Here is a 12,672-nt window from a genome sequence, read left to right as displayed (position 1 = left end):
CTTCTTTATTTAACCGCTCAGCACATCAGTGCATGAACAGCGCGATCAGAATGATGATCGGGATCGGCACGCCGAGGAACAGCAGTAGTAATGAGCGCATTGTCTTTCTCCTGGCTTATCGAGCCGTTGTTGTAGTGGTGTAGGCGCGGGCTTCGGTGTAAGTCACCGCATCGCGACGACGACCACCGAAAATAGCTGCGTAGCTGGCAAAGAACGCACCACACAGCAGCGAAATGAACATCCACAGCGCCGTCCAGGCAGCAACCTTGGCGGCGGTGTCAGCGGCGTTTTTGGCGGCCAGCTTGGCGTCTTCAACAGCCTGGCGAGCCTGACCGTAAACCTGATCCACACGACGCTCGGCGTCGGCCTGGCTCAGGTTGGTACGTTGGGCAACCATCTGCGCCAGATAGGTACGGTCTTCAGCAGTCATGTCGCCACCATTGTTCAGCGTCTTGGCGAAGATGCGGAACACCACACCATGAGCTGCGTCATCGCTGACAGCGGCCGGACGATCGTCGCGGAACAGGCTGTCGATGAAGTAGCCATAATCCTGACTGCTGGTGTTGCTGGCAGCGCTGCCTGCAACTTGAGTCACCGCACCGGCTGCGCCGGATGCCATGCTTGCGCCAGCCTGAACCCCACCGCTGACCATGCTGCCGATCGATCCAACGATCAACGTCGCGGCAACCAGCGTCGCAACGGCCCACGACAGGAAGCCGTGTGCGGTGTCGCGGAAATAGACTTCATCACCATGCAGATTTGCCCAGCGAACCCGCAGGCGTCCGGCAATATAGCCACCCAGCCCTGAAGCAATGATCTGCGTCAGCGCCAGCCAGATAATCGTGGAAATGCCCAGCCCTTTAGCGCTTATGCCGCTGTCCGCCCACGGCGAAACAGCAGAGAAGCCCAAGCCGAAGCCCAGCAGGACGAGGATGAGAGACAACGCAGCGGCGCCAGCGGCACCGGCAAAGATCGCACCCCAGGACACACCTGAGTGATTTTGCGAATCCTGCGGGGCAGTTACGTAAGTATCGGGGGATGAAATCATTGTTGTTCTACTCCATGAATAATATTGTTACATCTTTCCGGAGTGAGTATTGCAGCCTCTGTGCCAGTTCTAGAAAAATTAAAACCCAATGAATTCAACCGGTTGTAAATGAAACCTCAGTTCTGATTCATGCATTTTGCAAGGTCGGGAGATTTTCAGCAGGCGTAATGCATGAGCAGTAATCACAGCCGCTTCAATGGGTTATGCAGGGAAGTTGGCCGGTCTTGTGTGGTGCGTTGGAGCAGGTCATCTGAACTTGAATCGGCTTGTCCTATCTTAGCCAAGTCGATATGGCGCTTTGATGCGCAAGGGTTTTTCGTGGATTCGCATCCCGCGGGTGCGCGGCCTGCCATATCGCATATAGTGTCTAGGTGCTTATCCTGATTCTTCGAGAGGTTACTCATAAATGTTTCTACATCGTCCCCTGGAAGAAAAAGACATAGCGGTTGTGTGCGGACTGCCACAGAGTGTCGACGAGCTGTTCTATATGTTTCCCCGAGCCTTGTATCCGTTGACGCCGCCCCAGCTCAAGGATGCTCTGGACAATCACTCAGACTCCACGGTTATTGAGATGAACGGCGAGGTGGTCGGGTACGCCAACTTTTCACGTAGCGATTTCCGTGGGCGCTGCTCACTGGGCAATGTGATCATCGCCCCGAAAGCCAGATCCCGAGGGGTGGGCCGCTACCTGATCGGCTGCATGAAGGACCTGGCATTTGACAAGCACGAGGCCACCGAGATGACGGCTTCCTGCTATAACCACAACGTGCCGGGTCTGCTTTTTTACCCGAAGCTGGGGTTTCGGCCGTATGCCGTGGATGAGCGCCGCGACAAACAGGGTGGGCGAGTGGCACTGATTCATTTCCGTCTGCCGCGCAGCCCGGATTGAGCCACGACCGGATCAGCGTCCAGTCAATTGGCGGTTTTTCCTGACCAATAAATAGTCACCTGACTTGATTCAAGTCAGGTGTCGAACAAATAACCGGGGCGAGTGAATCGTTTCTGCAATAAGATTCTCTGCAAGTTCAATAACTTAACAACTTGTTACACCTAAAAACAAAGTTGCGAAGGCACGGATCTACAGCGTATAAAGAATCATGCCTTCAAATAAATGGCGACATTTACTTGTCGGGCAAAGGATATTCAACCCTCGGGATCAATAAAATGCTGTGGTCTGCGATTTGTTCGCCGCTCAGCAGCCATAAGGAGATACGCATGTTTGCTTACCGACTTTCCACCCTCGAATTACGGAGCATTATCGAGGGGGCTTTCCTGCCTTTACGTTGTACTTGCAGTATTGCACCGCGCTCGACCATGACGGTGCAGATCGCCGACCCCAAGACCGGTCAGGTAGAACTTCTGGTTACCGGTATATCACTGGATCGACTAAACACCAGTCGAGATATCGCGGAGCTTGTTGCTGAGCTGCGCTACGACCTGGAGCATGCTGGACACTTGCAGATGCCGGTTCGTTCGGTCGGTTAGATGAAACGTTTCTGACACGCTGTAAACGCCGCGATGTTTAAGAGCAACTTGCTGAACTAGCGGCTTTTTTTTGTCTGACAGAAAGTCGATTCTGCAACTGTTGACGTTGCTCGGGATGTGTAGTTGTACGATATGTAGTTCTGGAATTAACTTGAATGTTGAATTAATCGTACAGGCGCTGCGTGTTTGCAGGTCATCTCAGCAGGTCAGACATCCGACCTTCCCGGTTTGCGGCAGGTCCACCTGGCTGGCGAGGCTCGCAACAGGATCAGCGAGCCGGGCATTGTCTGTCAGTACGTCCTACGCCGGTGTTCATTTTCAAACAGCAATTTGAACTGAGCTTCATCGGCATCGCGCACTGGAAACTGGTCCCGGATCGGACCTGCCTCGATACGGCCGTCCAGGGCGACCCGGATCACCGTTGACTTGGACAGGTAGTCGGGCACCTCACCCAGAATTGTCAGCTCCCGCAAGCGGTGTCCGGCGTGCTCCACAGTAGCCAGGCGAACCCGGCAGGTGGCTTGCATCGGAATCGGGCCGAACAGGGTATCGCGTGAGTAGTCGATTTCGGCGATGCTTGTTCGCTGGTCTTGATCAGTGCTCATAATGGTATCCCTTGCAGACGCCTGTTCTCTTCGTTAGATGATTGATACTTGCGAGTGGGAATAGTTCTGCCGTTGACGATGACGGCAGTGCCGTTGATCGACAGCCCTGGGAACTCGCCTGTGCTGCGTGGGGCGCAACGGATGCCATGCCCGTACCCCGTAAGTAACCGGTAATGAACTTGTTTCTGACGGCGCGTCAAAATAGATGCAATAACCAGGTTTCAGGCGTTCCGCGTCGTATATAACTAGCATTGAAATTTTGTTCGTCAACTTACCGGCGCTGGCGTTTGGATTCATTGGAATCGGACCGTCAAAAAATACAATCAGGCGACACCGCTTTTTTTTCAGGACATTTTGCTTGCGGAGTAGGCGTCAAAAAATAAACATCATGATAATCAAATGGTTATCATCAAGATGTTCTTGATTGACGAGTTTAACTAAAAGTTGACACTTGCAGTAATATTTGGAATTATCTCTTCATTCCTGACACCGTTTGTCAGGCTCTGGAAACAGGCAATCTGCCTAACTTGTTGTTTTTTCGGTGATCTTGCCAAGCGGCAGCGTCTGCGCCGTTCCTGTGGGGGCCTGATAAACAAAAAATGCGAGCGGTGAGTTCAGCCGTCATTCGTTTCTTGTGTGCATTATTTATTACTCCAAACAGCCTCCCGATTGCACCAGGCGGTAGCTTTGTCTGCGCGTTCCGCAGGAAAGTCACCAGGTGCCTTGCAGGAGTAAGTATTGCCGCATCCCTTGCGTATATGCATTCAAAGTCGGCCTGCCGACGCTAGATCGATGCGACACGCTTTCTTGTATGCCCGTTAAACGGCAGGGCGTTGTTCGGCCCAGAGAAAGTGCAGCAGCCCTCGTTACAACGGATGGCTCAGGAACTGTTGGATTGTATTAACCCGTCGATCAAACTATGGAGCGGCATTATGTTTGGAGATTATCTGGAAACTTCTTGCGGTTGCGTGATTGGCGGCGCCGGACCAGCGGGCATGGGCCTGCTGTTCAACGCATTGAAGAGCGGAACCTTGCCTGATCTGGCCAAAGACGGGCTGATTATTGTTGATGCCAGTGCCGCCCCAGGGACGGGCCGCCTCGGCGAGTACCGCATCACGGCGAATTCGGTAGGCGACGTGATCCTTGAGTGTTTGCGCGATCCGGCCTTGAGGGACGTCTTCGCCCCGCTTGAGCATTCGCCCGCTTATTGGCGCATCCGTCGTCAGGCCCAGCACGCCCCACAGTTGTCGGACATTGGTGAGTTACTGGCTGAAGCGTCCCGGCTGGTGCTGGACTTTATCGTCGAGCATTACGGCGCCAGGCTTTGGCGCAGCACGACCATCACTGAGGTGGTGCGCGATAACGACGAATTTTTCGTCTGGGTCCAGGCTCAGGGCCGCACGCGGCGTATTCGCTGCCGTACGCTGGTGCTCAATCTTGGCGGTCGACAGGATCCGCAGCATCTGGTGAAGGGGCTCGCGCAGCAAGGTTTGCGGGTGCCGCCCACAGCCACCATTAAAAGCGCTGATGAATTGCTGCGCATGAATGCCGTCCAGCTGCGCGAAACCTTTGCCCCAGCGCTGGCCTGTTCCGGGCGGATCACCGTGGTCGGCGGTTCGCACAGTGCCTTTTCCATGCTCGAGAATCTGGCCGACGCCCTTGAATTTGCCGGCCTGCAGGAGCTCACCCTGATCCATCGTTCGGCGATTCGTCTGTTCTATGAAAGTGCAGAACAGGCTGAGGCTGCCGGTTATAGATTTGATCCGGTCCAGGATATCTGCCCGGTCTCCGGCAGGGTCAATCGTTCCGGTGGCTTGCGCTACCGCGCGCTGGATGTGGGTCGTGCGGTCATTGAACACGCGCGTGTCGGCAAGACCGGCGTGCGCGCCCAGGCTTTCCAGACCCAAGGCGGTGCGCCGGGAGATTACCAGGCGGCTGCCCAGGCGCTGCTTGAGTCGCATACTGTGGTGCAATGCACGGGTTATCAGCCGAATCTGCCTCCCATGAGCTATTCGGACGGCACGCCAATCACCCTGCGCGAAGTCAAAGGTGGCGTGGATTCGGATGCAGCAGGCTGCCCGATGGATACCTCGGGCCTGCGCTTGCACGGCTTGCATCTGTTCGGGCTTGGATCAGGATTGGGCATTGATCCCCGGTTGGGCAGCGAGCCATCCTTTGATGGGCGCATCTACGGCGTGTGGCAGTTCCACAACGACGCGAGCCGTGCGGTCATTGAATCGGTCATTGCAAGGCTGCAACAGACTACGCCGGAGCTTGCGGCTCCGAGCCGCAGCCTGGCCGAGCGTCTGGAGGAAGGCCTGCCGTTTCTGTTTCCAGCCCTGAGCAGCGCCAACAGCTGACGCGTCGACCGGTGAGGGTCAGAAGAATCCCGAGGCGCTTGAGAGCGGTTCGGGATTTTTTTTGCCCCGCATCCCGTCATTTGTGGGAGAGGACTTGTCCTCGATAAGGCGTTTTGAGACTGAAACAGGTTCAGGCTAGACACCGCTCTTCCTCCTTGCCGTTGATCATTCATTGAGCAGCGGTTGTACATCCACTACTCTCGATACTTGGGTGGGCGCGGGCAGACTGACAGGAGAACGACATCATGCGCATTCTGATCGTTGGGGCAGGGGCGATAGGCGGTTATTTTGGTGGCAGATTGCTTGAGGCCGGACGCGATGTGACCTTTCTGGTGCGTCCCGGCCGCGCCGAGGAGCTGAACCGCGATGGTTTGGTGGTGCGCAGCCCGCTGGGCAACATCCAGTATCCATCGCCGCCCCACGTGCTGACGCAGATGCTCAGCGATCCGTACGACCTGATTATTCTCAGTTGCAAGGCTTACGATCTCGACGCGGCCATGGACTCGTTCGCTGCTGCAGTCGGTCCCGAGACGGCAATCCTGCCGTTGCTCAACGGCATGGCGCACCTGGACCGGCTTTGTGCGCGTTTCGACGACGCAAACGTACTGGGCGGCCAGTGTCTGATTTCTCTGGACCGGGACGCTACCGGTGCGATTCTGCATTTGAATGACACCAATCAGTTGTCGTTTGGCGAACTGAGCGGCGCCTTGACCACGCGCATCCTGCGCGTCGCCGAAGCCTTGGCGGATACGGGCTTCGAGGCCAGTCTCAGCCAGTTCATCGTGCAAGAGATGTGGGAAAAGTGGTGCTTCATTGCCACCGGTGCCGGAATCACCTGCTCCATGCGCGCCAGTCTCGGCGATGTGTTGGTCGCCGATGGCAAGCCGTTGATCGTCGGGTTGTTCGCCGAATGTGCCAGCGTCGCAGCGGCGTGCGGTTTTCCACTGCGCGAACCGGCTCGTCAGCGTTCGCTGAAGATGCTGACTGCGCCCGGCTCGAAGATGATGGCGTCAATGCTGCGCGACGTCGAGCGTGGAGCACCCACGGAGGCTGAACACGTCCTGGGTGATTTGCTGACTCGGCGCGATGCGCAGGGCGTGGAATCCGGCGAGCTGTCGGTGCTGGAGTTTGCCTACACTCATTTGAAGGCTTATGAAGCGCGGCGTCTGCGCGAGCAATGACGATTGCATCGAACCTAAGACAGCGCCCGGCCTCATACCTTTAAGATCATCGCAGTCAGAAGAGAGGTGTCGCTATGCCGGTCAAACACGATTTGTACAAGGATTTGGGGCTTACCAAGGAGCAGGTTGCCGAGCGCACGAAAACCGACAGGAAACTCAATCAGCTGCTCAGTGACTACGGCCAGATAGATACTGGCGTGCTCGATGCCGAATCCGGTTCGGCGGGAAGTGTCAGCGATGACGAGTTGAAGAAACTCAAGGAAAAACGCCTGCTGATCAAGGACAAGATCGTCCAGCGACTCACCAGTCCCGAGTGACGCAAGAAGCATAAAGAATCGGGCCACTACGGCCCGATTCCTCGTTTACCCATCAGTGATGACGTCTTCTGCCTAGCCCAGACCGGTCCCCGCATTGGGCGCGGTTTTACTCGGGCTGCCGAACTCCATGTTGCCCGTGTCGGGCGAGTTTGAGCTTGCTGACGACGCGACCGATTTGGCTTCGCCCGCAAGATCGGCGCCCACTTCCTTGACCTTGTCGTAACCCTCGCTCGCGACCTGCCTGGCCTTATCGGTCAACTGGTCACTGGCTTGACCCATCAACTGGTTTTCCCGTTGAGTCGACGGCAGCGCAGCGCCTATGGCCGCGCCTAGCGCGATGCCGATGGCGGCCAGGGCCAAGGGTTGTTCGCGCAGCATGTAATTGAAGCTCGACTGCGCCTTCCTGGCTTGCTCCTGCAAGGCGTCGCTGGCGTCGTGAGTGCCCATGTTCAGTCGTTGGCCGGCGGATGAAAGCTTATCGCTGACGCTGCCGGTCAGGTTGCTGGCCTTGTCGGTGACATCGCTGGCCTTGTCTTTCATACGATGGGCTGTTTCTTCAATACGACTGCGCGCATTGCCCAGTGAATCAGTCATGTTGTGGGCCATGTCACTGAGTCGCTCGCCGAGATGGCCAAGGCCAAGGCTGGAAGCCCCCGACCCCGTAGCTGCGGAGGAGGGTGCCAGACTGCGATTCTGACCCAGCATCAGCCAGAGCAGGCCTACCGAAGTCAGGACGGTAGGCACTGGATTGGCTTTGATCGTATTGCCCAGATTGCCGAAAAACTCCCCGCCATTGCCTTTGGCATACGCCAAGGCCTGGTCCACCAGTTGGCCAGGGGAGAATTTACTTTCCAGGGCGTCGACGATATTGCCGATGCTCGAGCGCTGGGCGTCGATCTCACGCTCCAGGGTTTCCGGACTTTTTTCGGATTCGACGGCGAAGGTTTCCTTGTCGGCAATGCCGCTTTCAAAGCTGCTATCGATGCTCATGAGACTTTCCTCTGGATGGCTTCCTTGTCTTTTTGCAATGAGTTAACCGTGCGTTCGGGTGTCAGGTTCGAGGCTTCGAACTGTTTTTTCCCGGACTGGACCATGATGAAGCCCACGACCATGGCCACCACGCCGACGATCAGCGCGGCGAGCCAGGGCTGCATAATCATCGCCAGCGCGTACACGGCTGCCAGCAACACGATGATCAGGCCCGCCAGCATCACGACGGCGCCGCCGCTGACGGCAGCCACACCGGCCTTGGTGGTCTCGAGGGTTTCCCTGAGTTCGGCTTTGGCCAGGGCCAGTTCCTTGGTGACCAGCGCCGGCACTTCGTGGGCCAACTGGCGGATCAGGCCGAGCACCGAGGTTTCGTTCTCAGAACCTGTGGGAGGAATATTGGGTGTCGTGGCCATTACAGGTCTCCTCGAGAAGAACCGCCTTTAGGCATCTCGTTCGTTTTGGGGGCCGAGGCATCGGTGTCGGGATAGGTCGCAGAGCTGCCCAATGGATCGGTAGGTACATACGCACCCGGTGATCTGCCGGGACCCGCCGCGTCAGGCGATGCCGAGCGATCCGGAATGCCTGGCCGGGCGCTGTGATAAACGTCATCGGTATGCGCTGGCGTGACAGGCAGCTCTTCGTCAGCGGCGATGGCCGGATTGATTCCGGTCTGGTGACGATCAACCGCCGAATCACCGGGCTCGGATGGCTTCATCGGGGAGGTTGACGAAGAGGTCGGCGAAGGGCTCGATGCCCGCAGGAAACGCGACAGGCCAAAGCCCAATGCGACACTGCCAGTCAGAAACAGTGCGGGATTGTCCCGCGCCAGTCTGCCGGCCTGCTGCAACAGTTCGTCAGCACTTTTGCCACGCAGGTTGTCGGCCAGGGTCGCCATATTCTGCGCAATGTCAGTGACGTAATGCGAGAGGCCGAGGGTATCGCTGCCTTCCATTTGCTGCGCAGCAGATTGAGCGCCTTGGGCCAACGCATTGATCTGTTCGGCCGCCGTGTCCCGGTACTGCTCGAACTGTGCCGTTCCGTGTTCCTTGGCACTCTCTAAAGCAGCCTTGGCATCATCTTGCAGGTGCTGCAGATGTTCTTCGGGCGGCGCAGTTTTATGTTGGGTATTGTCGGTCGAGTTCTCGGAAGTTGTGTTCATTTCTTATTCACCGTCCATTCTGTTTCACCAAAAGAAGACGAGCTAAGCTCACGACGACAACGGGGACTACGGGCTCAGCGTCGGTCTCAATGCTTACTTGAGATGGAGGGGTGATTTTTTCGCAGAGTTCTGAAAGTCAGACAAATGGTAGGCGGTGCCTGGTGGGGGAGATCTGTTGGAGCGAGGTTTGCCCGCGAACAGGCCGGTGCAGTCAACTGAATCCCAGGCATAAAAAACGGCGTCATAATGGACGCCGTGCGGCCGATCTGCCCGCAACGATGAGGCAGGTCGGCTTGAATTTGGGTGACGCTAGGAATTCATTGTGGGTCTTGGTTGGGCGCCAGCTCCGCCTGTATGCGTTTGTAGATTTCTTCACGATGCACAGAAACATTTTTAGGCGCATTGATGCCTAGCCGGACCTGAAGACCCTGAACGCCAAGAATTGTGACGGTGATCTCGTCACCAATGTTTATGCTTTCGCCTACTTTGCGGGTGAGTATCAACATAATCTTTTCCTTGATGGCCTCTTGAAACGCCTCTACCAAGAAGCTGGCGTTTGCCTTTGCGTGGTGAATATTGCCGAGTACATCCAAATGCGTCCATCAGTATGACGGTGCCGGGGGGAATTTAATTCCCTTGGCCCGTTCTTCTGTCACGGGTATTTGAATCACTGACGTGGTGAGTACGCCAATTCTGCCTGTTTTTGCTCGCAAATGCCCGCGTTTACTGGGGAGCTAAAAAAGCTTTCATTCCTCGGCGCTGAACTATCACCGAGCGCTTTGCTCTTTATTGCAAGGCGCAGAGGTGAACCATGAACAGATCCCTGGATGAGTATCAGCGTAGGCGTGACTTTGAAGCTACGCCGGAGCCTTCTGGCAATAAGATAGAAAAAGGCGTCAGATCTCGTAGGAAATCGGTTGCCGAGCATGCCCTCCAATTCTGTATCCAGAAGCACGATGCTACTCGCCTGCATTATGACTTTCGCCTGGAAATAAACGGAACCCTCAAGAGCTGGGCCGTGCCCAAAGGCCCTAGCCTGGACCCTGCCGTACGGCGCCTGGCCGTGCATGTGGAGGATCACCCGCTGGATTACGCCGCCTTCGAAGGCTCTATCCCGGAAGGTCATTATGGCGCGGGTGATGTAATCGTCTGGGATCGCGGCGTCTGGATTCCCCAAGGCGATCCTGCAGCGGCGTATGAAAAAGGCCGGCTCAAGTTCCAGCTCGAAGGGGAAAAGCTCGGCGGCCTGTGGAATCTGGTTCGCACTCATTTGGAGGGTAAGCAGGAGCAATGGTTTCTGATCAAATCCAAGGATTCCTTCGCCCGCGCCAAAGCCGAATACGACATTGTCGAAGACCAGCCCGATAGCGTCCTGAGTGAGCGCACCCTGATCGCAAAAAAGCGCGCTACAGAGAAATCGCCGACAAAGCCCCCGAAACAAATTGCAAAAAAGAAAGCCGCAATCACAACCCCGCCATCCATTGCCCTGACCGGCGCTCAGATAGCCCCGCTGCCGGAATCCATCAAGCCCGAACTGGCGACGCTGGTGGACAGCGCGCCCGACGGAGACTGGCGCTATGAGCTCAAGTTCGACGGCTACCGCATCATGGCCCGCATCGACAGTGGCAAGGTCCAGCTGTTTACCCGCAACGGCCATGACTGGAGCGCAAAAATGCCCCGCCAGACCAAGGCCTTGAAAAAACTCGGTCTGGAATCCGCCTGGCTGGACGGCGAAGTGGTGGTCGCCAACGAAGAAGGCATGCCGGATTTTCAGGCGCTGCAGAACGCATTTGAAAGCGGTCGCCACGAGAGCATCGTGTTTTACCTATTCGACATGCCGTATCTCAATGGCATGGATTTGCGCGAGGTGGTGCTCGAACAACGCCGCGCCGCGCTGGCAGCGGTTCTGGAACGCGGTACCGACGACGCATTGCGGTTCTCGGAGGACTTCGGCGAATCGGCGGACAACATGCTCAACAGTGTTTGCCAGATGAAGATGGAAGGCTTGATCGGCAAGCGTGTCGGCAGCCTCTATCAGTCTCGTCGCAGCACGGACTGGATCAAGCTCAAGTGCAAGCATCGTCAGGAGTTCGTTGTCGTCGGCTTTAGTGAGCCCAAAGGCAGTCGCAGTGCGTTTGGCGCCTTGCTATTGGGGTTGCACGACGCTGATAGCGGCGAGTTGCGTTATGCCGGCAAAGTGGGCACCGGTTTCAACGAGTCAACGTTGCGCAGCATTCATGCACGCCTCAAACCTCTGGAAACCAAAACCATTCCCGTCGTCAATCCGCCCACCGGTTTCGAAGCCAAAGGCGTGCATTGGCTCAGGCCCGAGTTATTGGCCGAAGTGGCGTATGCCGAGATCACTCGGGAGGGTTCGGTGCGCCATTCGGTGTTCCACGGCATGCGCGATGACAAGCCTGCCTCGCAGATCAGCGAGGAGCAGACCACGCCTGCCGCCGAGGTCGAGAAACCGAAACCCCGTAGCGTGAAAAAAGCTCCGCCCCAGGCTGCGAAAGCCGCACCCCCAAAAACCAAGGCTGCCGAAAAGGCTTCCGGCGACGGCAAGATCCGCATCACCCATCCGGAGCGGGTCATCGATGCCAGCAGTGGCGCGACGAAAATGCAGCTGGCTCAGTATTACGCGCAGGTTTTCCCCTGGATCGCGCCGCATCTGCAGGACCGGCCGGTTGCACTGGTCCGCGCGCCAGAAGGGATCGCCGGCGAGCTGTTCTTCCAGAAGAACGCCGACAAGCTGGCGATTCCTGGCCTGATCAGTCTCGGCAAGGAACACGCTGGCCAGCCCATCATGATCATCGACAACGCCGAGGCGCTGATTGGTGCGGTGCAGATGAGCACCATCGAGCTGCACACCTGGAATGCGACTTCGGCGGATCTCGACCATCCTGACCGCTTTATCCTCGACCTCGACCCCGATCCGGCCTTGCCCTGGAAACATATGGTCGAAGCGACGCAACTGACCCTGACCATTCTGGACGAGCTGGGCCTCAAGTCGTTTCTGAAAACCAGCGGCGGTAAAGGCATTCACATCGTCGTGCCGCTCAAACCCAAGGCCGGCTGGGACGAGGCCAAGGCGTTCAGCCAGGCCATCGTCACCCATATGGCGAAGTTGCTGCCGGAACGATTTTCCGCAGTGTCCGGGCCGAAGAATCGGGTCGGCAAGATCTTCATCGATTACCTGCGCAACAGCCAGGGCGCTACCACTATTTGCGCGTTCTCGGCCCGTACGCGGGATGGATTGCCGATTTCAGTACCGGTTTTGCGTGAAGAAGTCGCCCAGCTTAAAGGCGCCAATGGCTGGAATATTCAGAATTTCATGGAGCGGTTGGCAGATCAGGACGATCCGTGGGCGGGGTATGCGAAGGTGAAACAGACGATTACGGCGCAGATGCGTAAGCGGATCGGGATGAAGCGGTAGGTTATTTGTTGCTGTGTTGCGCCATAAATGCCAGCGCATCAACAGCATTTGCGGTGCGGTTTATTGAGGTTTCGCCCTGACGGTCGACCCC

The 12,672-nt window shown here is 56.9% G+C and carries 12 protein-coding genes; 6 read left to right on the top strand and 6 right to left on the bottom strand.

Annotated features, from left to right (window positions below):
- Window positions 1-115: 115 nt before the first annotated feature.
- Window positions 116-1,048, bottom strand: coding sequence for a hypothetical protein (locus tag CFII64_RS00070; RefSeq protein WP_020288689.1), 933 nt, complete (start codon window positions 1,046-1,048; stop codon window positions 116-118).
- 406 nt (window positions 1,049-1,454) lie between these two features.
- Here CFII64_RS00070 and CFII64_RS00065 point away from each other — a divergent pair, with 406 nt between their 5' ends.
- A complete protein-coding gene (locus CFII64_RS00065) occupies window positions 1,455-1,937 on the top strand; it encodes a GNAT family N-acetyltransferase (RefSeq protein ID WP_020288688.1) in 483 nt (160 codons plus the stop codon).
- A 326-nt stretch (window positions 1,938-2,263) separates the two neighbouring features.
- Entirely contained in the window at window positions 2,264-2,533 is a 270-nt protein-coding gene (locus tag CFII64_RS00060) for a DUF1652 domain-containing protein (protein ID WP_020288687.1), read from the top strand.
- 290 nt (window positions 2,534-2,823) lie between these two features.
- Here CFII64_RS00060 and CFII64_RS00055 read toward each other — a convergent pair whose 3' ends face one another.
- Complete coding sequence (locus CFII64_RS00055; RefSeq protein ID WP_020288686.1) at window positions 2,824-3,138, bottom strand: hypothetical protein; 315 nt, start codon at window positions 3,136-3,138, stop codon at window positions 2,824-2,826.
- A 932-nt stretch (window positions 3,139-4,070) separates the two neighbouring features.
- Between CFII64_RS00055 and CFII64_RS00050 the strand changes: the two genes are divergently transcribed.
- The 3 genes from CFII64_RS00050 (at window position 4,071) to CFII64_RS00040 (ending at window position 6,996) form a co-directional block, all read left to right on the top strand.
- Window positions 4,071-5,498 (top strand): hypothetical protein, encoded by a 1,428-nt coding sequence (locus CFII64_RS00050; protein WP_020288685.1) that lies wholly within the window; start codon window positions 4,071-4,073, stop codon window positions 5,496-5,498.
- 245 nt (window positions 5,499-5,743) lie between these two features.
- Window positions 5,744-6,679: a 2-dehydropantoate 2-reductase gene (gene panE / locus CFII64_RS00045; RefSeq protein WP_020288684.1), complete on the top strand. Its 936-nt coding sequence runs from the start codon at window positions 5,744-5,746 to the stop codon at window positions 6,677-6,679.
- A gap of 74 nt (window positions 6,680-6,753) precedes the next feature.
- Window positions 6,754-6,996 carry a DUF465 domain-containing protein gene (locus CFII64_RS00040; RefSeq protein WP_020288683.1) on the top strand — a complete coding sequence of 81 codons (243 nt, stop codon included), beginning with the start codon at window positions 6,754-6,756 and terminating at the stop codon, window positions 6,994-6,996.
- Between the two features lie 72 nt (window positions 6,997-7,068).
- Here CFII64_RS00040 and CFII64_RS00035 read toward each other — a convergent pair whose 3' ends face one another.
- The 4 genes from CFII64_RS00035 to csrA all read right to left on the bottom strand — a co-directional run bounded on the left by CFII64_RS00035 (window position 7,069) and on the right by csrA (window position 9,651).
- Window positions 7,069-7,986 (bottom strand): DUF3618 domain-containing protein, encoded by a 918-nt coding sequence (locus CFII64_RS00035; protein WP_020288682.1) that lies wholly within the window; start codon window positions 7,984-7,986, stop codon window positions 7,069-7,071.
- Complete coding sequence (locus CFII64_RS00030) at window positions 7,983-8,399, bottom strand: phage holin family protein (protein ID WP_020288681.1); 417 nt, start codon at window positions 8,397-8,399, stop codon at window positions 7,983-7,985. The genes CFII64_RS00035 and CFII64_RS00030 overlap by 4 nt, the downstream gene beginning before the upstream one ends.
- On the bottom strand, window positions 8,399-9,145 hold the full coding sequence (locus tag CFII64_RS28985; RefSeq protein ID WP_020288680.1) for a hypothetical protein: 747 nt from the start codon (window positions 9,143-9,145) through the stop codon (window positions 8,399-8,401). The genes CFII64_RS00030 and CFII64_RS28985 overlap by 1 nt, the downstream gene beginning before the upstream one ends.
- A 317-nt stretch (window positions 9,146-9,462) precedes the next feature.
- Window positions 9,463-9,651: a carbon storage regulator CsrA gene (csrA, locus tag CFII64_RS00020; RefSeq protein ID WP_002554157.1), complete on the bottom strand. Its 189-nt coding sequence runs from the start codon at window positions 9,649-9,651 to the stop codon at window positions 9,463-9,465.
- A 305-nt stretch (window positions 9,652-9,956) separates the two neighbouring features.
- Here csrA and ligD point away from each other — a divergent pair, with 305 nt between their 5' ends.
- Window positions 9,957-12,581: a DNA ligase D gene (ligD, locus tag CFII64_RS00015; protein WP_044901054.1), complete on the top strand. Its 2,625-nt coding sequence runs from the start codon at window positions 9,957-9,959 to the stop codon at window positions 12,579-12,581.
- The last annotated feature ends 91 nt before the right edge of the window (window positions 12,582-12,672 follow it).

The organism is Pseudomonas sp. CFII64, assembly GCF_000416235.1.
Lineage (GTDB): Bacteria > Pseudomonadota > Gammaproteobacteria > Pseudomonadales > Pseudomonadaceae > Aquipseudomonas.
Note: the sequence above shows the minus strand (reverse complement) of the source record. Positions and strands in the feature narration are given on the sequence as shown.

Bases quoted from the DNA above. Each gene is read 5' to 3' on its own strand.
- CFII64_RS00035 (WP_020288682.1), bottom strand. From the start codon at position 7,986: ATGAGCATCGATAGCAGCTTTGAAAGCGGCATTGCCGACAAGGAAACC.
- CFII64_RS28985 (WP_020288680.1), bottom strand. From the start codon at position 9,145: ATGAACACAACTTCCGAGAACTCGACCGACAATACCCAACATAAAACT.
- csrA (WP_002554157.1), bottom strand. From the start codon at position 9,651: ATGTTGATACTCACCCGCAAAGTAGGCGAAAGCATAAACATTGGTGAC.
- CFII64_RS00055 (WP_020288686.1), bottom strand. From the start codon at position 3,138: ATGAGCACTGATCAAGACCAGCGAACAAGCATCGCCGAAATCGACTAC.
- CFII64_RS00070 (WP_020288689.1), bottom strand. From the start codon at position 1,048: ATGATTTCATCCCCCGATACTTACGTAACTGCCCCGCAGGATTCGCAA.
- CFII64_RS00065 (WP_020288688.1), top strand. From the start codon at position 1,455: ATGTTTCTACATCGTCCCCTGGAAGAAAAAGACATAGCGGTTGTGTGC.
- CFII64_RS00040 (WP_020288683.1), top strand. From the start codon at position 6,754: ATGCCGGTCAAACACGATTTGTACAAGGATTTGGGGCTTACCAAGGAG.
- CFII64_RS00060 (WP_020288687.1), top strand. From the start codon at position 2,264: ATGTTTGCTTACCGACTTTCCACCCTCGAATTACGGAGCATTATCGAG.
- CFII64_RS00030 (WP_020288681.1), bottom strand. From the start codon at position 8,399: ATGGCCACGACACCCAATATTCCTCCCACAGGTTCTGAGAACGAAACC.
- ligD (WP_044901054.1), top strand. From the start codon at position 9,957: ATGAACAGATCCCTGGATGAGTATCAGCGTAGGCGTGACTTTGAAGCT.
- CFII64_RS00050 (WP_020288685.1), top strand. From the start codon at position 4,071: ATGTTTGGAGATTATCTGGAAACTTCTTGCGGTTGCGTGATTGGCGGC.
- panE (WP_020288684.1), top strand. From the start codon at position 5,744: ATGCGCATTCTGATCGTTGGGGCAGGGGCGATAGGCGGTTATTTTGGT.